The sequence below is a fragment of the Paenibacillus rigui genome (assembly GCF_002234615.1).
GTDB lineage: Bacteria > Bacillota > Bacilli > Paenibacillales > NBRC-103111 > Paenibacillus_S > Paenibacillus_S rigui.
Genome location: NZ_NMQW01000013.1, coordinates 153,778 through 173,999, shown reverse-complemented (window position 1 = coordinate 173,999; position 20,222 = coordinate 153,778). Strand labels below are relative to the sequence as shown.

11 protein-coding genes are annotated in these 20,222 nt (G+C 48.0%); all 11 read left to right on the top strand.

Annotated features, from left to right (window positions below; translation table 11 throughout):
* The first annotated feature begins 130 nt into the window (after window positions 1–130).
* The 11 genes from CF651_RS09460 to CF651_RS09410 all read left to right on the top strand — a co-directional run bounded on the left by CF651_RS09460 (window position 131) and on the right by CF651_RS09410 (window position 20,053).
* Window positions 131–2,317, top strand: coding sequence for an NAD-dependent epimerase/dehydratase family protein (locus CF651_RS09460; RefSeq protein WP_094014610.1), 2,187 nt, complete (start codon window positions 131–133; stop codon window positions 2,315–2,317).
* Window positions 2,310–3,194 (top strand): hypothetical protein, encoded by an 885-nt coding sequence (locus CF651_RS09455; RefSeq protein WP_094014609.1) that lies wholly within the window; start codon window positions 2,310–2,312, stop codon window positions 3,192–3,194. The genes CF651_RS09460 and CF651_RS09455 overlap by 8 nt, the downstream gene beginning before the upstream one ends.
* Entirely contained in the window at window positions 3,195–5,036 is a 1,842-nt protein-coding gene (locus CF651_RS09450; protein ID WP_094014608.1) for a DUF2194 domain-containing protein, read from the top strand.
* 5 nt (window positions 5,037–5,041) lie between these two features.
* Window positions 5,042–6,457, top strand: a complete 1,416-nt coding sequence (gene pelF / locus CF651_RS09445; protein ID WP_094014607.1) for a GT4 family glycosyltransferase PelF — start codon at window positions 5,042–5,044, stop codon at window positions 6,455–6,457.
* Window positions 6,458–6,460: 3 nt separating this feature from the next.
* Complete coding sequence (gene pelG / locus CF651_RS09440) at window positions 6,461–7,903, top strand: exopolysaccharide Pel transporter PelG (protein WP_094014606.1); 1,443 nt, start codon at window positions 6,461–6,463, stop codon at window positions 7,901–7,903.
* Window positions 7,904–7,916: 13 nt separating this feature from the next.
* Window positions 7,917–9,641, top strand: coding sequence for a CotH kinase family protein (locus CF651_RS09435; RefSeq protein ID WP_094014605.1), 1,725 nt, complete (start codon window positions 7,917–7,919; stop codon window positions 9,639–9,641).
* Window positions 9,638–10,999 (top strand): CotH kinase family protein, encoded by a 1,362-nt coding sequence (locus CF651_RS09430; protein WP_094014604.1) that lies wholly within the window; start codon window positions 9,638–9,640, stop codon window positions 10,997–10,999. The genes CF651_RS09435 and CF651_RS09430 overlap by 4 nt, the downstream gene beginning before the upstream one ends.
* 22 nt (window positions 11,000–11,021) lie before the next feature.
* A complete protein-coding gene (locus CF651_RS09425) occupies window positions 11,022–11,729 on the top strand; it encodes a polyphosphate polymerase domain-containing protein (protein ID WP_094014603.1) in 708 nt (235 codons plus the stop codon).
* 16 nt (window positions 11,730–11,745) lie between these two features.
* A complete protein-coding gene (locus tag CF651_RS09420; protein ID WP_245855808.1) occupies window positions 11,746–12,432 on the top strand; it encodes a DUF4956 domain-containing protein in 687 nt (228 codons plus the stop codon).
* A 184-nt stretch (window positions 12,433–12,616) separates the two neighbouring features.
* Window positions 12,617–13,522, top strand: a complete 906-nt coding sequence (locus CF651_RS09415; protein ID WP_094014658.1) for a 5'-3' exonuclease — start codon at window positions 12,617–12,619, stop codon at window positions 13,520–13,522.
* 330 nt (window positions 13,523–13,852) lie between these two features.
* Entirely contained in the window at window positions 13,853–20,053 is a 6,201-nt protein-coding gene (locus tag CF651_RS09410) for an S-layer homology domain-containing protein (RefSeq protein ID WP_179232744.1), read from the top strand.
* Window positions 20,054–20,222 lie beyond the last annotated feature (169 nt).

Below are 20,222 nucleotides of genomic sequence, written 5' to 3'. Positions count from 1 at the left end.
AGTCGAAATCTGATGAATTATAAAGAAAACTTTTGTCGATTTATAAAAATTTAATAGTATAATAGGAGGGGTAAAATGCTGAAAAATAGTTCTAAAGAACTATAAGTGATATATTGGGGGACATGATTTTATGAAAGTTTTAGTGACAGGCGGATACGGATTCATTGGATCTTTTGTCGCGGAGCGGTTTTTCAAAGAAGGCTATCAAGTATATATCATTGATAATCTGGTTTCGGGCAATGCGGAAAATATCGATTTTCCTCACAAATTTTACAAAATTAATGTCGAGAGCAAGAAGTGCGAGGAAGTGTTCAAAAGTAATAAATTTGATGTCGTCGTTCACCTTGCTGCTCAAGTTGATGTAACTACATCGATGAAGAGCCCGGTGCTGGACACCCGATCGAATATACTGGGACTGTCCAACATACTGGATCTATCGACTAAATATGCGGTAGGAAAGTTTATTTTTGCATCGTCTGCAGCGGTTTACGGCATGAATGAGAATACTCCGCTGGTCGAAGAGGAGAGCTGCGAGCCGCTTTCCCCTTACGGCATGAATAAATGGATCGGGGAAATGTACTGCCGCAAATGGAACGAGCTGTATGATCTGCAGACGCTATGCTTTCGTTTTTCCAACGTATATGGCCCCCGCCAGGGCACCGTTGGAGAAGGAGGCGTCGTCTCCATTTTTATAGAACGGATGCTGGATAACCAAGGAATTACAGTCTACGGAGATGGGCATCAAACCCGGGATTTTATTTATGTAGAGGATCTTGCGGATGCCGTTTACCGTTCTGTCGAAAGCGATGCAAGTGGAGTCATGAATCTTTCATCCAATACCGAGAACAGCGTAAACCGGCTGATTGAGGTTCTTCAAACGATTCAGCCTATTAAAAGCGTGCAGTATAGGGAAGCGAAGCAGGGCGATATTTTTCGGTCCAGTCTGGATAACTCCAAAATCAAACGTCAACTGGATTGGATTCCGATGTACACGCTCGAGGAAGGGCTTGAAAAGACCTATCGCTGGTTTGCCGATCATAAAGTCAAGGAAGTGCCAAAGCCGAAAAAGCCGGAGAACTTCTTGCTCGCTTATTTCAAGAAGCTGCTGCCTTATTTGGAAAATGCATTGGCTTTTATTGTCGTTATTTTTTTGACGGTATATGTACATAACGGGAAGCTGTATGATCTGGATGACTTCGATTTCAGCTTCTTCTATATTATTTTAATGGGGATTATGTATGGGTCCCGTCAATCGATTCCTGCCGTTTTTCTCTCCTCCATTTTTTATGTCAGCTTCGGCTTGATGCAAGGGCGAGACCTCATTTCATTGTTGTATGATTCAGAGTCTTTGGCTCAAATTGCCGTTTACGTCTTTGTTGGTATCGCCATCGGGTATACTGTTGACCGAAAAAACCGGGCGGTGAACTCCTATGCTTCCCAGGTTCAAGCCATTGAAGAGCGTTACGAATTTTTGAATGAAATTTTTAATGATACGCGGAAGGTTAAAGAGGAGCTGCAGAGCCAGATCATTAACTCCAGCGATAGCTTCGGTAAAATTTATACCATTACGAAAGAATTGGACACATTAGAGCCGGAGAATATTTACAGTTCAGCGGTGGGGGTACTGGAAAGCATCATGAAGTCGGACGCGATCAGTATCTATTCGGTTAATAAGCATGGCAGCTTCTTAAGGCTTAGCGCCAAGTCCAAGAAGGACAATTTCGAATTGCCCAAATCGCTTCGCATTGCAGATCAGCCACGTATCGGGCAAGTGATTGAATCGAAGGAAGTGTTCATCAATCATGAACTGGAAAGCAACGTTGCCATGTTAATGGCTCCCATTGTGGATAATGGCCAAGTGGTTGCCCTCGTTTCTGTGCACGATATGCAGTATGAGAACTTCTCGCTATACCACCAGAATCTCTTCAAAGTTGCTATTGAATTAATTACCGCGGCCTTATCTAAGGCATATCGTTTCTGGAGCGCGACGATGAATGAGCGTTATGTCGAAGGGATGACTGTTCTGAAGGAAGAAGCGTTCGGAAAAGTGCTTGAAACCAAACGGGCAACGAAAGAACGATTACATATCGAATATGGGTTGCTCATGCTGGACGTCAATTTCATTCACCAGGAGGAGAAGTTAAACCTTATTCAGCGTTCCCTTCGGGAGTCGGATTATTTGGGGCTTGGCAAAAGCGGTCAGCTGCTCGCGCTGCTCGCGAATTCTTCCAAGGGTGATACGGAAATTGTCAGAAAAAGATTGGCGGAGCAAGGCGTCGACTCGATTATTTGCGAAGAGGAAGTTATGTATGGATAAATGGGTTGTCAGCACCTATGTGCTTCTATGTTTGTTTTTCTATATGTACTGGAGAAGGAAGTCCCCCGGACTCGAGGCTTTTATTAAGTTAGGCTGGGTACTATGCTTGCCGGTGGCCGGGTTTATTGTTTTGTTCTATGAGTATCGGCATAAAGAGGGCAGAGAGTTTGAAGTCCAATTGCCATTCTTCGACAGCCAAGCAGATTCCCGGGGAGATATTTACCGCAATGTAAACCTGGTCAAGGAAATGAATGTGATTCCAGTTGAGGAAGCTCTTCTGATTAATGATACGGAGACGAAGCGGAAAATTCTCATTGATGCGCTTAAGGACGATGCCATCCAATATATGCACATTCTTGAGCAGGCGGTCCGAAATGAGGATACGGAAACGTCTCACTATGCAGCAACGGCAGTTGTTGAGATTAAGCGCAGGCTCACGCTGGCCCTACAGGAATTTGCGGTGAAATATGAGGAGAACCGCAGGGATCTTGAACTACTTCAGCCCTACGCTGTCGTTCTGAAGCAGTTTTTGCAAAGCGGATTTTTGGATGAGCGGACAAAAAAGAAATACGAGCATACGTATGTTCAAATCCTTGGCCATATTCTTGAGCAGTATCAGGGCGAAGAACATTATTTCAAGGAGAAATTCCGTATGGAGCTGCAGCTCGGAGAGCTGGATGCAGCCACAGCGACATGCTTCAGCTTTGAACGAGCTTTTCCGCTCCATGAAGATGTCCATCTTTTGTATATTGAATTATATTTTGTGATGCGTAATAAGCAGCAATTGCTTGCAGCCGTAGATAAATTAAAGAAGCTTCCCTTCAGATTGTCCAACCATGCGCTTCATCAAATTCGTTTATGGACACAAGAGGTATAAATGGACAGGAATAACTATTTTCGCAGAAATTTAATTATTGTTCTGACTATCATCGTGCTGCTTGCCATCTCCGTGGATTTGACGCGATCTCAATTCTTATATCAAAAAACCAATCATACGCTGCTCAATGATGGTCTGGGCTATCGGAGCAGCAAGACAGAGAGCAAAGCGGCAGATTTTGACCGCGCAGCGGTGGAAAGGTACCTTGTTGTCTACAATCCGGATGAAGATGCAAGCGATACGTTGAAGAATAATATTGTGCAGACGGTCCGTTATTTAAAGAGGGAAGTCGATGAAGTAAAGGCAAGCGATTTAAAGCATGTGTCCTTGGAAAACTACGATACGGTTATTATTGCAGAGCGGGACTTAAGCGACATCGGCATTCTTGACAAGCTGATGCTTTATGGGGAGCAGGGGGGACACCTGTTTTTTGCTACAAGACCTGAAGTGAACGATGCCATGTATCAAATTTACCGTAAGCTGGGCATTGTCGAATTAGGGGCTTATGTAACCACAACGGGGGTAAAGCTAAATACGAACATCCTGCTTCAGGGCAAGGATAAGAGCTTTAGCGGGAATTTTATTTCGAACTCTTCAACCCATGTGCAACTGGATAAAACGAGTACAATCCACGCAATTTCCTCTGAGCATGTGCCGCTCCTATGGGAGACCGGTATCGGTAAAGGTAAAGTGGCTGTGTTTAACGGGACGATGCTTGTAGACAAGGCAAGCCGCGGTCTGATTGCAGGTGCAATCGCAACAAGCCATGAGGATTACATGTATCCGATTATGAATACGAAGGTTGCTTTCATCGATGATTTCCCGACCCCGTTCTACAATGTGGAAAGTCAGGAAATTCACAAGGCGTATAACCGGACGGTTCCGGCCTTTTATCGGGACATCTGGTGGCCTGATATGCTCCAGACAGCCAAAAAATACGACTTGAAATATACGGGGGTTCTGATCAAGACGTATAACGATAAAGTGGAGCCTCCATTCGATGATCCCAAAGGAACGCAGCAGTCCAGCTTAATCATATACGGTAGGGAGCTACTGAAGAACGCAGGGGAGATCGGCCTTCATGGATATAATCATCAATCCTTTGCCAACAGCGTAAAGGTTACGGAAACATTGGACTACAAGCCTTGGACCAGCATAAGCAATATGGTAGCGGCATTGCAGCTGGTCAAATCTTATATGGAACAAATCTTTCCAAGCTATGAAATGCACACGTATGTTCCTCCTTCCAACGTATTAAGCGATGAAGGCAGAGAGGCGATTAAGCAAGTATTTCCTAACATGAAAATTATTTCGTCTGTCTATCATGAAGATTTCGTGGCAGGCATCGCGTATGTGCAGGAATTTGGCGTTGCCAAAGACGGCATGATCGAAATGCCGAGATTAAGCTCGGGCTATGGGATGTCAGAATCGGATCAGTGGGCGATGATCAACGCTGTCAGTTCGATTGGCGCATTTTCCCATTTCGTTCATCCTGATGATGTATTGGACAGCAAACGGAACGGAGGACGAACTTGGGAGGAAATGTATCGTGAATATAATGACATGATGAGTAAAATTAAAGCGATGTATCCATGGCTGCGCAGTATGACCGCAACGGAGAGCGGTATTGAAACGATGCATTACACGCAAGAGAAAATCCGAATTGACCATACCCAGGACGGGATTAAAGGGTATGTCGATGGATTCACCGGCGATTTATATTACCTGCTTCGGACCGATAAAAAAATCAAAATATTAAAGGATTGCAGTGTGGAAGAGGTCGACAAAGGAGTCTATGTAGTTCGTGTGAAGCAAAACAAATTCGAAATAGGATTGGACTGACTTCGGTGAAAATATGTTTACTTTGTGAGGGCTCTTACCCTTATATCACAGGAGGAGTTTCGAGCTGGATTCAGACCATTGTGAATTCCATGCCGGAGCATGAATTTATCATTTATGCCATCGGAGCTCAAGAGAAGAATAAAGGGAAATTCAAATACACCTTGCCGCCGAATATCATTGAGGTCAAGGAGGTTTTCCTAGACTCCTTCTTGAATGAAGATGCCAAGTGGGGAAAAAGGTTTAAGCTAGATGACCGTGAGGAGGAAGCCCTGAAGCTGCTGCTCCAGGGGGAACAAACGAATTGGTCAGACATCTTTTCGCTGGTCCTCAATAATCATTATCAACAAGTGACGGATTTTTTGACGAGCAAAGACTTTTTCGACATCATGTACGAGGTATGCACGGACAAGTACAGCCAAATTCCATTTACAGAAATGTTTTGGACAGTGCGTTCGATGATACTGCCCCTGTTTTTGCTAATCAAAAGCAGCATCCCCGAAGCCGACTTGTACCATAGTGCAAGTACAGGTTACGCGGGGATTATTGGCGCCCTTGCGAAGCATATTTATAACAAGCCGTTCCTGCTAACCGAGCATGGGATTTATTCCAGGGAACGTGAGGAAGAAATTATTAAAGCCAATTGGATTAAAGGCTATTTCAAAGACATTTGGATTCAATATTTTTACAATTTGTCGAATTGTGCGTACGGGTATGCCGACCGTGTATTGACGCTTTTCAACCGCAACCGGGAAATACAGATTGAATTAGGATGTCCGGAGGAGCGGATTCGAATCATTCCTAACGGAGTCCGGGTGGACCATTTCGCGGGGATTCCTCAGAAGCAGGAAGGCGTCACTGAATTGAATATCGGGGCTGTCGTCAGACTGGTTCCGATTAAGGATGTTAAGACAATGATTCAGAGCTACGCCATTGTGAAGCATGAGGTTCCTACCGCCAAATTTTATATTTTTGGACCGACAGACGAGGACCCGGAGTATTTCCAGGAATGTGAACAGCTGGTTGCGGCGCTAGATCTGCAGGATGCCATTGTGTTCACTGGATCTATTCAAGTTCGGGATTACATTGGACAGATGGATGTCCTCGTGCTTACAAGCATCAGTGAAGGCCAGCCTTTGGCTGTTCTGGAAGCCATGGCCTGCGCTAAACCTATGGTGACAACGGATGTGGGGAGCTGTAAGGAGCTGCTGTACGGTGTGCAGGATGAATTCGGACAAGCGGGTTTTGTCGTTCCGGTGATGCACTATGAGGAGATCGGACAGAACATTATTAAGCTCTGCAAAAATAAACAGATGCGTGAAGAATTCGGCAAGAACGGGTTGGAGCGGGCGAAAGCATTGTACAGCCATGACAGCTTTATTGAATCGTACCGCAATTTGTATCAAGAATATGAGGTGCATTAAGGAATGGCTGGAATTGGATTTGAATTGAAAAAGCTGTTTCGCGGCAATGGAATTGTTAACTATATCAAGGCGTATGCCTTCTCTTCCATGGTCACCGTAGGTCCGATGATGCTGTGTATGGTCATGCTGACGGTTCTTCAGTTCATTCTGAAGGAAAGACAAGTGAGTTTTTTGGAAAGAGAATTGTTCTTATCCTCGATCCAATACGCGTTTATATTTTCACTGCTGGTCACAAGCTTCTTTACGATGGTAATTTCCCGCTATTTGGCGGATACCTTTTATGTGAAGGAATATGAACGCATATTGCCTTCCTTTTATGGACTGTCAATTACTTGTTTAATCATCGGTGAAATCGTGGCCGCTGCTTATTTATGGTCGTCCCCCCTTTCACTACTCTTTAAATGTACGCTGTATGTGCTGTATGCAGAGCTTATCATCATCTGGCTTCTTTCGGTGTACATGTCGGCGCTTAAAGATTATGCCCGCATTGCCAAAGCTTTTATCATTGGAGTCGTTGTCACTTTGTTGTGTGCGGCTGTACTATTTTACGGATTTAAAGCGCAGACTGCCTTATGGGCGCTAGCTTCGATGATGTGCGGTTTTTTGGTCATTATTCTGCTGCTAAAAAATCAATTGGAGTCGTACTTTCCCAGGGGTAACAAAAATTACTTCGCCTTCTTCACTTACGTAGAGAAGTATCCTTCCTTGGCCTTAACAGGCTTCTTCACTACATTAGGCATTTACCTGCACAATTTTATTTATTGGAAAAGCGAGTTTGGCGTCAAAGTCGCAGACACGTTCTGGTTCGCTCCTGCGTATGACGTGCCTGTATTCTATGCTTATTTGACGATTGTCCCGACCATGGTTGTCTTCGTTGTTTCGGTTGAGACTTCGTTTTACGAGAAATTCCGTGCGTATTACAATGTTATTCTTGGATCCGGGACACTCCGCGATATTGAACGGGCCAAAAAAGAAATGAGAAATGTTCTGTTCCAGGAAATCAGTTTCATTATGCAGGTTCAGCTGGTTGTTTCGATCCTCGCGATGAGCCTGGGGATCAAAATATTGCCGATGCTGGGATTGTCAGGCGAGGAAATGGATACATTCAATATCCTTGTGCTGGGCGACTTCCTGTATATGATATTATTCGTTATTGTGCTGCTGCTGCTCTACTTCGATGACCGTAAGGGTGCCATGTGGTCGGCAGCTGTGTTCCTGGCTCTGAATCTGATTTTTGCTATTGTCTTGTATCCTTACAAGCATTATGGATTATCTTACTTCCTTTCTGCCTTCGGAGCTTTCGCAGTAGCTATGGGCAGGCTGCTGTATATAGTGAAAAATGTAGATTACTATACATTTTGTTCGCAGCCGATTGTGACAAGAACCAAGTATTTATTAACGGAAAAGCTGCTAAGCAGACTAGAGAAAAAAGAATCAATTAGCTAGTTGGAGGAATCTTATGATCGCAAGAAGATATAGGGCAGGGGCACTGCTGCTGCTATCGGCCGCACTCTTTGCAGGATGCAGCTCCCAGCCAAATGCGCCTAAGGCGGCTGTTCCAGCGGCTGCGGAAAAGAAGACGAGTCAGCCGGAGCTGCAAGTCTTACAGGAAGATGTAGGTGTTTATAGTAGAGATAAGCCTGATCAGCTCTATGATATTTATTTGACGATTGTCAAGAGCGGAACAACCGCTGATAACAAGGAGTTTACGTTTGAGGATATTAACCATCAAACCAGGCATATGCCTGACGGCCAAAGTGATCCGCAGGTTCAAGTTATTTTTCAGGAAGGCACTCCGAATGGACCGCAGGATGGCTATTTCGGATTCGGTGAGAAATCAGCCAACGGCACACTGAATATACGCGGCTCCTCGACTCGGGCGGCCAACCAGAAATCGTATAAAATTAAGCTGAACAGCCGTGCGGGCTTATGGAACGAACAAAAAACGGTAAATCTGATTAAAAGCCCGTACGATCTCACCCGTGTTCGCAACAAGCTCAGCTATGACTTGTTTAAGGGATTGCCGAACTTTACCAGCCTTCGAAGCCATTTTGTACATGTGCATATTAAGGATTTGACCAAACCCAATCCTGATCAGCAGTTTGTGGACTATGGTTTGTATACGAATGTTGAACAGCCCAACAAAAGTTATCTCAAATTCCATGGATTGGACCCGAACGGAAATTTGTACAAGGTGGTTAACTTCGAGTTTCTGAGATATCCGAATCAGCTTAAACTGGCCACGGAAGAAGGCTATAACAAGAAAGAATTCGAGAAGATCCTGGAAATATACGGAAGTGAAAATCATAAAAAGCTGTTGTCCATGCTGGATGATCTAAATGATTATACGAAGGACATCAACGAGGTGCTGGACAAGCATTTTAACAAAGATAATTACTTCACCTGGGTTGCCACGAACATTCTGCTAGGGGATACGGATAGCAATGCCCAGAACTTTATGCTGTATAGCCCGAGCGATTCCGAGCAATTCTTCTTCCTGCCATGGGACTACGACGGGGCATGGGGATATATGGATCAGAGAGCACAAGACGCACCCGACAAGAATGCTCCATGGATCCGGGGGCTATCCAACTACTGGGGGACGACGCTTGCCAAACGCGTATTCAAGAACCCGGACAATATCAAGGCTTTAAACGACAAAATGGAGCAATTGTCCCAGTATTTTTCCAAGGACAAGGTTACCAATCTGCTTAAGGCTTATTATCCGATTTCCAAAGAATTCGTTAACAAGAAGCCGGATCTGTACTCCTTGCCGATGGGGATCGATAATTATGAAAAAGAATATTGGCGCATTGTCGACGAGCCCCTGAGAAACAAAGATGTCTACTACAAAAATCTTGAAAAGCCGATGCCTATTTTCTTGGCGGATCCTGCCGATACCAATGGCATGGTGACCTTCAATTGGGACCAGTCATACGATTTGCAGGGGGACGATCTGGTCTATGACTTTACATTGAGCTCGGACCCGGGCTTCCAGAAAGTGATCGTAGCTCAAAAGGATATTCGCGGTTCCACGTTTACAATGGATAAGCCGCTTGCCAAAGGCACTTACTACTGGAAAGTGACAGTGCGCGACAGCAAAGGAAATTCGCAAATTGCTTTTGACGATTTTGAAGATGCATTTGGAAACCTATTCCATGGTGTCCGAGAATACGTGAAATGATGAGGAGAAGCATCCGCTGGATTCTGTATGGCGCAGCAGGGGTGATCGCGATAACAGGTATCCTGTTCTTCAGCCAGGCAGCCCTGAAGGGCGGATCACATGACGGGCAGCGGGAGACGCCTCCGGCTCCTGCTAAGGAAACGGAAACCGGCAAGCCGGTTTCACGGCTTCCGGTCGTTGTCATTAAGGCGAATCCCGACGATTTATGGTCGCAGGATAGAGGCATCTATGAAATGGGTGAGCACGCCTCCAGCAAATATCCTTATAAAGGCGCCAATTTTTGGGCGGACAGATCCATTCCGGTGGAGATGACTTTGCGGGCCCCCGACGGAGAGGTACAAGCTACGGGGCAAGGCGATGCGAAAATATTCGGGGGCAACACGCGAACCCTCCCGCAAAAAGCACTGGCAGTTGATTTCGGTAAAAAGGGTCTGAACTATCCGTTGTTTCCGCAGTTTAAGGAAATCGGCACGTATCATTCGATTGTGCTGCGGAATTCGGGGCAAGATTTTGCGAAAACGCATTTTCGTGACGGGATGGTGTCGGAGCTGCTGCTTCCAACGGGAATCGATGCTCAAGCCTATCGCCCGGTCATAGTCTACTATAATGAAAAGTATATGGGAGTTCATGATTTGCGGGAAAAAATCGATACCGCGTTTTTGGCGGACCATCACGGGGGAGACGCGAAACAGATTGATCTATTGGAGTCCAATGGAACTGTCAAAAGCGGAGATCGGGAAGATTTCAATTCATTGCTCCAGCTGCTCGATACAGGCGACGTTGGGAACCCGGAAACGTATCGGCAAATCGGACAAAGGATAGATATTCAAAACTTCATTGATTATATCGTTACGGAAGTGTACATTGCGAATACTGATTGGCCGGGGCACAATATCCGCTACTGGAAATCGTCTGCAAGCGGCAGCAAATGGCGCTGGATCGTCTATGATACCGATGAAAGCTTCATAAATTCCCAAGATGACACTTTACTCAGGCTGATCGCTTCGAAGAAGGCCCAAAATACGAATAAGCCTGCGCATTTAGCACCGTATATGCTGAACAAGCTGCTGCAAAATGAGGAGTTTCATCAGCTTTTCATCGAGCGCTTCGCTTATCATATGAACCATACGTTCGATCCGGAGCATGTCGTGTCCGTCATCACGGCCATTGAGGAGGAGCTTGCTCCTGAAATGCCCGAGCACTTGCAGAAATGGGGCGGCACGATGGAGCAATGGAGAAGCAAAGTAGAGGAAATGAAGCATTTCGCAAAGGAACGTCCAAGCTTTATGTTCAAGCAGCTCCAAACAGGGCTGCATCTTACCGACAGCGAGAGTAAGCTGTTCCATATTTCCCAGTAAAACAAGGTAAGGAGCTTGCAAGATGCATTATAAAGGCAGACAGCTCCGTCATGAGCTCAAATATTATATTAGCTATCCGGAATACTTGAGCCTGCGGATCCGACTTAAAGCTGTGATGAAGCAGGATAAACATTCCGTCGACGAGTCCGGCTATCATATTCGAAGTCTCTATTTCGACGATGCCTTCGATACTTCATTATACGAGAAAAATTATGGGGTCTTTCAACGCAACAAGTACCGGATTCGTGTCTACAACAAAAGCGATGCCGTTATTAATCTGGAACGGAAGAGCAAGTTCGAAAGTTACATCAGCAAAGAGGGATTGCGCTTAACGCGTGGGGAGTATGACCAGCTTATGGGCGGTGAATTTGAATTCCTGAAAGGCAAGCCGGGAGGGCTGGCTCAGGACTTCTATCTGGAGTGCAAGAATCATCTGATGAAGCCCCGCGTCGTGGTTGATTATGTGAGAGAAGCCTATACAATGGAAGCGGGAGACGTGAGGGTCACCTTCGACAAAGATTTAATGTCCAGCATAGCTTCGCTCGATATATTCGATCCGGATCTCATTGTCCGGCAAGCATTTGATCTGCCTTATTTGGTCATGGAAGTGAAATATAACAATTACTTGCCGGATGTCGTTCGAAGAATCTTACTGCTTGATGCACATCAACGATCAGCTATATCGAAATATGTGATTTGCAGAGAGATAAGTATGAATTATCATAGTTAATCTGGGGGAGAGCATAGTGGAAGAGCAGCAACAGTTAGGCATCAACGATTTTTTTAAGAACAGCATTTTCAAGCTGAATGCATTCGCGAAGGTTTCTTATCTGGACGTATGCATAGGAATGCTGATCGCCATTCTTATCGGCTTATTCATTTATTATGTTTATAAAAAGACGTTTCGCGGCGTGGTGTACAGCCACAGCTATAACATTACGTTCGTACTGATGACCATGATGACGACGTTGATTATTATGACCATAAGCTCCAATGTCGTCCTGTCTCTTGGGATGGTAGGAGCACTAAGTATCGTTCGTTTCCGGACGGCGATCAAAGATCCGATCGATATTGTATTTATGTTCTGGTCCATCACGGCGGGGATTGCGACGGGGGCGGGAATGTATCCTATTGCGATCGTCGGTTCCCTGGTTATGGGGGCAACGGTTTATCTGTTGAGCAAAAAAACAACGAAGGATTCCGCCTATTTGCTGGTGATTCATTACACCGAAGAGGCAAACGACGGTGTGAAATACCATATTAACAAGCTGCATGGGGTTCTGAAGTCGAAAACGGTACGTAAAGAACGAATTGAAGTAACGGTAGAGATCAAATTGAAAAACGACAATACAGTGTTTGTTAACGAAATATCAGCACTTGCGGGTGTGAACGATGTTGTTCTTGTCAGTTATAATGGCGATTATGCGCCTTGAGGCAAGACTTTGTCGAGGGTTAGGATAACAACCTTCCACATAAAAATACATAAGGCTGCCGGCTTCATCCTAGGGATGGGGCGGCAGCCTTATGTTTGTATTTTCCAGTGTCCCCCGACTTCTGTGACTCATGGTATACTAGAGGAAATGGAATATGGGAGAGATGATTTTGATCATTGAAGAGATGCAAGCTGTTGATAAGCAAACCGCCCAGCCGCAGCCATCGGTCCTGCTGGTGGACGGCATGGCCTTATTGTTCAGGGCTTTTTATGCGACTTCTTATGGCGGTTATATTATGAGAACAAGCACAGGTACACCGACCAATGCCATATTCGGCTTCGTCAAATATTTCTGGGATGCGGTGCAAACCTTTAAACCGACGCATGTCATTTGCTGCTGGGACATGGGCGGCGGTACGTTCCGCAACGAGCAGTACAGCGAGTACAAGGCCAATCGGGTGGATTGCCCGGAGGAGCTGATCCCGCAGTTTGACTTGGTGAAGGATGTTGTCGCCAGCTTCGGGGTTCCGAATGTGGGCCTGCAGGGCTACGAGGCCGACGATTGCATCGGCACTTTGTCACGTACATACGGCAAAGAGATGGACGTGTACATTTTATCGGGCGACCATGATATGCTTCAGCTTATCTCGGAGCAAGTGAAGGTGGTTATCATGAACAAAGGGCGCTCCAATTATACGGTATATGATCTGGAGAAGCTCATGGAAGTAAAGCAGCTGACTCCGCAGCAGGTCATTGATCTCAAGGCATTTATGGGAGATACGGCCGACAACTATCCAGGGGTAAAAGGAATCGGAGAAAAGACGGCGCTGAAGCTGCTTGCCGAATACCAGTCCATCGAAGGATGTCTTGAAGCGCTCGATCAGCTTCCCAAAGGCGTGAGAACCAAAATCGAGCAAAACCTGGATATGCTGCATTTATCACGGGATTTGGCACGTATCCGATTGGACGTTCCTATTGAGTGCGCGATCGAGCAATGTGTGTGGGAATTGCAGCGAGACGCGGCAATTCAGAAGCTCGAGGAGCTCGAAATGGCCAGTTTATCCAAGCTTTTTGGGGAAGCTGGAGCTTAGCTGCTTTTGAACTTATATTTTCCATAATTGAGGGTCGCTTCCTCCAGCCATAGGGCTTGGGGGATAGCGGTCTTTTTTTAAATCCTGAGAAATTGGAAGGAAGGGAAACCGGTTATCCATGTTAATTTTTGTATGCTTTAGTTGATGTAAGGGTTTACAAATTAAAGGGAATTGAAGGAAAATGTCGAATGAATATGGAAAGTCTAATCTCAACTAAACCAAGGGGCATGCAAGCATAATGATGCTTCCTATGCAGAACAAGGAAGGGTGGGAAAGTAAAGGAATTTGGATTGGGACACACCAAACACGAGAATGGCGAGGAGGCAAAGTATGAGAGGTTTTTTTGATTATGCAGGAAGGTTGTTCGCATCGGCGCTGTTTGCACTGCTGGTATGCGGCTTACTGCCTGCTTATACGAGTTATGCGGCGACGACGACTCCTTTTACCACAACCGCGGATTATTTCGTGGATAATTCAGGGCATTATGCTAGCGGTGATCCATCATATAATAACGCCAACTGGATAGGAAATTATTTTGATCCTGCCTACGGCAGTGCACAAACAGTTTTGAAGTTTGACCTGACTTCGATCACAGGTCCGGTGAATGTGTCTAGTGCGCAGCTGAAAATAAGAGTAACAGATTTAGGAACCAATACGGTAGCCCCGTTCTTAAATGTTAACGGATCGAATGATGACAGCTGGACAGAAAGCTCAGCAACCGTTCCCTCCAAGGATGTGAGTATTGCATCAAACATCACTTCCGGGATTGTGTCAGGGCAAGATCTGACTGTAGATGTTACCGGCTTTGTAAGTAGTCAGGTATCGGGTGACAAAATTGTCACTTTGGTGCTGAGCGGCAGTACATCCGGAGGGACGACAAGCCAATTTGCAATCGCCTCCAAAGAAACATCAGGCGGAGTTAATGCGCCAACCCTAAGTGTTACGTACTCGAGCAACCCGGTTATTGCTTCGGTAGTTGTGCCAGCCAACGGAGTATACAAGACGGGACAAAATTTGGACTTCACCGTAAACTTTGACCAGAATATCACAGCGGATACGACCGGAGGCACGCCTTATTTGCCAATCACTATCGGCTCATCTACAGTAAACGCGTCCTATGTATCCGGGTCGGGGAGCAGCGCATTAGTATTTCGGTACACGGTGCAGGGCGGCGAAAGCGACTCGAACGGTATTTCGGTGGGCAGCTCCATAAATGCGAATGGCGGCACGCTGAAGAATACCGGCGGTAGCGACGCAATACTGACGCTGAACAGCGTGGGCAGTACGTCCCTGGTGCTGGTCGATGCAGTAGCCCCGACGGTCAACTCGGTCAGCGTGCCGGCGAACGGCGCATACAAAGCGGGAGCCACTCTGGACTTTACGGTAAACCTTAGTGAGAATGCAACGGTAAACACGGCTGGCGGTACGCCTTATCTGCCATTGACGATCGGTTCCGCGGCGGTGCAGGCTTCTTATGTATCCGGTTCGGGTACGGGGGCGCTGTTGTTCCGGTACACGGTACAGAGCGGCCAGGACGATACGGACGGCATTGCTGTAAGCAGTGCGCTGAGCTTGAACGGCGGAACAATCCAGGATGCGGCAGGCAACGATGCGGTGTTAGCGTTAAACGGCGTCGGTAATACCAGCGCGGTGCTGGTGGATACGACGTCCCCAACGGTGACATCGGTTGGCGTGCCGGTAAACGGCACCTACAAGCTGGGGGATCAACTGAACTTCACAGTGAACTTCAGCGAAAATGTAACGGTGAATACCGCAGGTGGTACGCCATACTTGCCTGTTACGATTGGTTCTGCGCCAAGACAGGCTTCGTATGTATCGGGCTCCGGTACGAATGCGCTTGTGTTCGGGTACACGGTGCAGAATGGGGAGAGCGACGCGAACGGCATTGCCCTGGGAAGCGGGCTGAGCCTTAACGGGGGCACAGGCAAGGATGCGGCTGGCAATGACGCAGTGTTGACGCTAAGCAATGTCGGGGATACAAGCGCAATCCTTGTAGATGCTATCGCACCAACGGTAAGCAGTGTGGGCGTGCCGGCGAACGGGGTCTATGCGACGGGTACGAGCTTGGACTTCACGGTGAGCTTTAGCGAAAATGTATTGGTGAATAAGGCAGGCGGTACACCTTACCTGCCTGTTACGATTGGCGCTACGCCGGTGCAGGCAGCATATGTGTCAGGCTCAGGCACCAGCACGCTCGCATTCCAATATACCGTGCTGAGCGGTCAGAGCGATACGGATGGCATCGGAGTAGGGAGCACGCTGCTTGCCAATGGCGGTACACTTCTCGACAGTGCAGGCAACAGCGCCAGCTTGACGTTGAACGCCGTAGGCAGTACCGGCGCTGTGCTTGTCGATGCGGCGTCACCGACGGTAAGCAGCGTGGGCGTGCCCGCAAACGGTGTTTACAAAGCGGGAGCGAATTTGGATGTAACGGTCAATTTCAGTGAAAATGTAACGGTAGATGGAACCGGTGGCACACCTTATATTTCGCTGACGATCGGCAGCTCGCCGGTGCAAGCGTCGTATGTGTCGGGTTCCGGTACGAATGCACTCGTGTTCCGTTACGCGATACAGGCGGGGGACAATGATGCGGATGGCATCCAGCTTGCATCAAGCATGACGCTGAACGGCGGCACACTGAAGGATGCGGTAGGCAACCCCGCGGTCTTGGCGCTGAACGCCATTGGCGGAACGAGCGGTGTGCTGGTCGATACGACAGCACCGGCAGTCAGCTCTGTCAGCGTACCGGCTAACGGGACGTACAAGATGGGGGATCAGCTGAATTTCACAGTGAATTACAGCGAAAATGTCACGGTGGATGCGTCCGGAGGCAATCCGTACTTGATGCTGACGATCGGTTCGACCTCGGTCCAGGCAGCGTATATGTCAGGTTCAGGAACGAACGCGCTCCTGTTTCAATACACGGTGCTAAGCGGACATGAAGATAATGACGGAGTCGCTGTAGGAGCATTGAGCTTGAACGGTGCTGCCTTGCGAGATGCGGCAGGTAACGATGCCGATATGACGTTAAACAACGTTGGCGGAACCGGCAGCGTACTAGTAGACGCAATTGTGCCAACGGTTACCAATGTTACGGTGCCAGCGGACGGCACTTATGTTGCCGGAGCGAATCTCGACCTCACGGTAAACTTCAGTGAACCTGTCAGTGTGAATACGGCAGGCGGCACACCGTACTTGCCTTTGACGATCGGCTCGACAACGGTGAATGTATCTTATGTGTCAGGTTCCGGTACGAATACGCTTGTATTCCGTTATACGGTGCTTAGCGGTCAGTCGGATGCCGATGGGATCACGGTTGGCAGTGCGATAGCCTCGAACGGCAGCACCTTGCGTGACAGCACGGGGAACGATGCCACCTTGACGTTGAACGGCGTAGGCAGCACCGGCGGGGTACTGGTGGATGCGGTCGCACCGACGGTAAGCAGCGTGAGTGTGCCTGCGAACGGTGCCTATAAAGCCGGAGCCCATCTGGACTTTGCAGTAAATTACAATGAAAATGTAGCAGTGAACACGGCAGGCGGTACGCCGTATCTGGTCGTGACGATCGGCTCAACACCGGTTCAAGCTTCATACGTATCCGGTTCCAGTACGAATGTACTGGTGTTCAGGTACACGATACAGTCTGGTGACAATGATGCAGACGGCATTCAGACGGCATCGAGCGTCACCCTGAACGGCGGTACGATCAAGGATGCAGCAGGCAACGATACTATCTTGACGCTGAACAATGTTGGCGGCACGAGCGACGTATTGGTGGATACGATAGCTCCAGTAGTAAGCTCGGTCAGCGTGCCGGTGAACGGCACGTATCATGCAGGGGCGAACCTGGATTTCACGGTAACTTACAGTGAGCCGGTTGTTCTGGATATTTCAGGAGGAACACCTTCCATTCAACTACAAATAGGATCCTCAGTGGCGGATGCCGTTTACGTCGAATCCGTGACGCCAAGCCAGCTGAGATTCCGGTATACGGTACGGATCCAGGATCAGGATACAGATGGCATCAGCGCAGCGGCGGCATCCGTGTCGCTAAACGGAGCGGCCATTACCGATGCGGCGGGCAATACGGCCGACGGTGCCTTTCATAATATGGGGGCTCTTCAGCAGGTGCTGGTCAGCAACAATCTTTCCATCACCCTTAGCCATAACGGCTGGATAAATCAAAATGTAACGGCTGAGGTCGTAAGCGATCCGGGCAATCAAATTCAGTATAGACTCGGATCGGATGGGGTGTGGAGCAGCTATAGCGGTCCGGTCGTCGTTGCACAGGAAGGGCTGACTGTATTTTATGCCCGGGTTATCGATCCGACGAATCATGTGAGCGACGCTCTTTCTGCTGATATTCAGATCGACAAAACGGCGCCGACGATTGGATTGAACGGCGATTCCGTCGTCACGCTCTATCAAGGCGACACTTACGTTGAACAGGGAGCACAGGTGCAGGATGCGCATCCTGCAGCGGCTCAGGCCACGGTGACCGGCTCCGTGTATGTGAATCAAATCGGCACGTACGAGCTGCGCTATCATGCTGTCGATCTTGCAGGTAATGCGGCCCAGGAAGTTGTCCGTACGGTGCATGTCATTTCGAAGCCCATCGGGCTGCGGTTCAATGAGCTTTATTACACAGCTGCCGAGGGCAGCGAGCTGCCCTATCAGGTCATCATGAAATATTCGGACCAGCAGGAGATTGATGTGACGAATCAGGCTGTGTTCCATGCGGACAATAACCAGATTGCAGATGTATCTACACGGGGGATCATCAAGGCTTTAGCTTCAGGACAGACGGTACTCCGTGCCGTTTATGGCGGACAGACAGCACAAAGCACATTGACCGTAACACCGATTGCCGTAGCGCTTTCCTTCGGGGAGTCTGCTTACCAAATCAGGGTAGGGCAGGAGCAGCAGACCCAGGTTATTGCTCAATACTCCAACGGTTCCCAAGTGGACGTCACCACCAAGGCAAACTACTCGCTGACTGGTACGGGTGCCACTGTGTCGGCGGACGGTAAGGTGGCGGGGACAAGCGTCGGTACTTCGGTTGTGGAAGCAACCTATGGCGGCCTGCGGGCACAAAGCCAAATCATTGTATTTGAAGGGTCAGGCAGATCCAGGTCCGGTGGCAGCGGCTCTTCGCCCAATGTCCGGCAGGTGAAGGTCGAAGCCGGGGGGACGGATCCATTCCAGGTGGTTGCGCAAATCGAAATCGTGCGGGAAGAAGCCGATGGGAAAAAAATCGACGCTATTGTGATGAGCGATGAGAAGACAGAACAGGCCATCAATGCGTCTCAAGCAAATCAGGAAACGTTGAGAATTTTCATTGATGAGCTGTTGGCTGATCCGGCGGATGTTGTCAAGGTTACACTCCCTGCGAGTGTGATTGCCCGTTTGTCAGGCAAAGCCTTCAATCTTGAGATTCGTACCGAGCATGCAAAGGTTTATTTGTCAAATGACGTTTTGAAGAGCATCACAGACGGCAAGGAGTATTACTTCAATTTTATTCCTGTCCGAAAGCAGGAAGAGCAGCAGGCTGTGAAGCAAAGAACCGTCACGGCCGACGTTATACGGCAAGTTGTTAAATCGGGTGAGGCTCGGGTCATCGGCATGCCGATGACGATTGAAACAAATTTGCCGAAGGTGCCGGTTCAAGTGACGTTCCCGGTCGATCCAAGCACGATTCCCGGGGATGCAGCCCAAAGAAAATTGTTCTTGCCAACGCTTGGGGTGTATATTGAGCACTCCGACGGCGAGAAGGTGCTGGAGCGCGGTGAAATTGTAACGGATACGCAAGGCAGTCCTGCCGGTATTCGAATTCAAGTGAATAAATTCAGTACATTTACGATCGTATCCACCGGCATTGGAGCAGCTCCGGTGCACCATGAGCCTTATATCCAGGGTTACCCGGATGGCACCTTCAGACCCGCACAATCGCTGACCCGGGCGGAAATGAGCGCCCTGCTGTCCCGCATCGTAACAGGCTCAAGCCAGTCCAATGCAGGGGCGGCAACGACGAGCTTTACCGATGTGGATTCAGGCTACTGGGCAGCGGATGCGATTCGTTCGGGAGTGAGAGCCGGTCTGCTGTCCGGCTATCCGAACCAAAGCTTTAAGCCAGATGCGACGATTACACGTGCTGAAATGGCAGCGATTATTATAAAATGGATGAAGCTGGAGCCGTCCAAGGACAAAAAGCTATTCCATGACATGCAAAATCATTGGGCAGCCGATCAAGCCGCCGCTGTTGCGGGCAAAGGGCTCATGACCGGATACGCCGATGGCTCGTTCCGGCCGGATCAGGCGTTGACTCGGGCGGAGGCGGTGGTGATTATCAACCGCATCCTCCAGCGCGGACCGTTAACGGGAGTGAACGATCCGACCTGGTCTGATGTACAGCCGTCGTTCTGGGCATTCCCTGATATCGAGGAAGCCTCCAGAACGCATAATGCAACCCGCCAATCGGAGGCAAGTGAAGCCGAAGTATGGATTCCTTAAATTAGCTGTTCTTTCCCTGCCTCAAACAAAATCCGCCTTTCTCTGCATGGAGATGAGGCGGATTTATTTTTGGTAAATGACGATGAGACTTCTTGACAAACGAGTTATTCATACAATAATTGACAAAATACGTTTTATGAAACTATAGTAGAATTGTACTAGATATTCA

Coding starts and splice junctions, on each gene's coding strand:
- CF651_RS09460 (WP_094014610.1), top strand. CDS start 131: ATGAAAGTTTTAGTGACAGGCGGATACGGATTCATTGGATCTTTTGTC.
- pelG (WP_094014606.1), top strand. CDS start 6,461: ATGGCTGGAATTGGATTTGAATTGAAAAAGCTGTTTCGCGGCAATGGA.
- CF651_RS09435 (WP_094014605.1), top strand. CDS start 7,917: ATGATCGCAAGAAGATATAGGGCAGGGGCACTGCTGCTGCTATCGGCC.
- CF651_RS09415 (WP_094014658.1), top strand. CDS start 12,617: ATGCAAGCTGTTGATAAGCAAACCGCCCAGCCGCAGCCATCGGTCCTG.
- CF651_RS09450 (WP_094014608.1), top strand. CDS start 3,195: ATGGACAGGAATAACTATTTTCGCAGAAATTTAATTATTGTTCTGACT.
- CF651_RS09430 (WP_094014604.1), top strand. CDS start 9,638: ATGATGAGGAGAAGCATCCGCTGGATTCTGTATGGCGCAGCAGGGGTG.
- CF651_RS09425 (WP_094014603.1), top strand. CDS start 11,022: ATGCATTATAAAGGCAGACAGCTCCGTCATGAGCTCAAATATTATATT.
- CF651_RS09410 (WP_179232744.1), top strand. CDS start 13,853: ATGAGAGGTTTTTTTGATTATGCAGGAAGGTTGTTCGCATCGGCGCTG.
- CF651_RS09455 (WP_094014609.1), top strand. CDS start 2,310: ATGGATAAATGGGTTGTCAGCACCTATGTGCTTCTATGTTTGTTTTTC.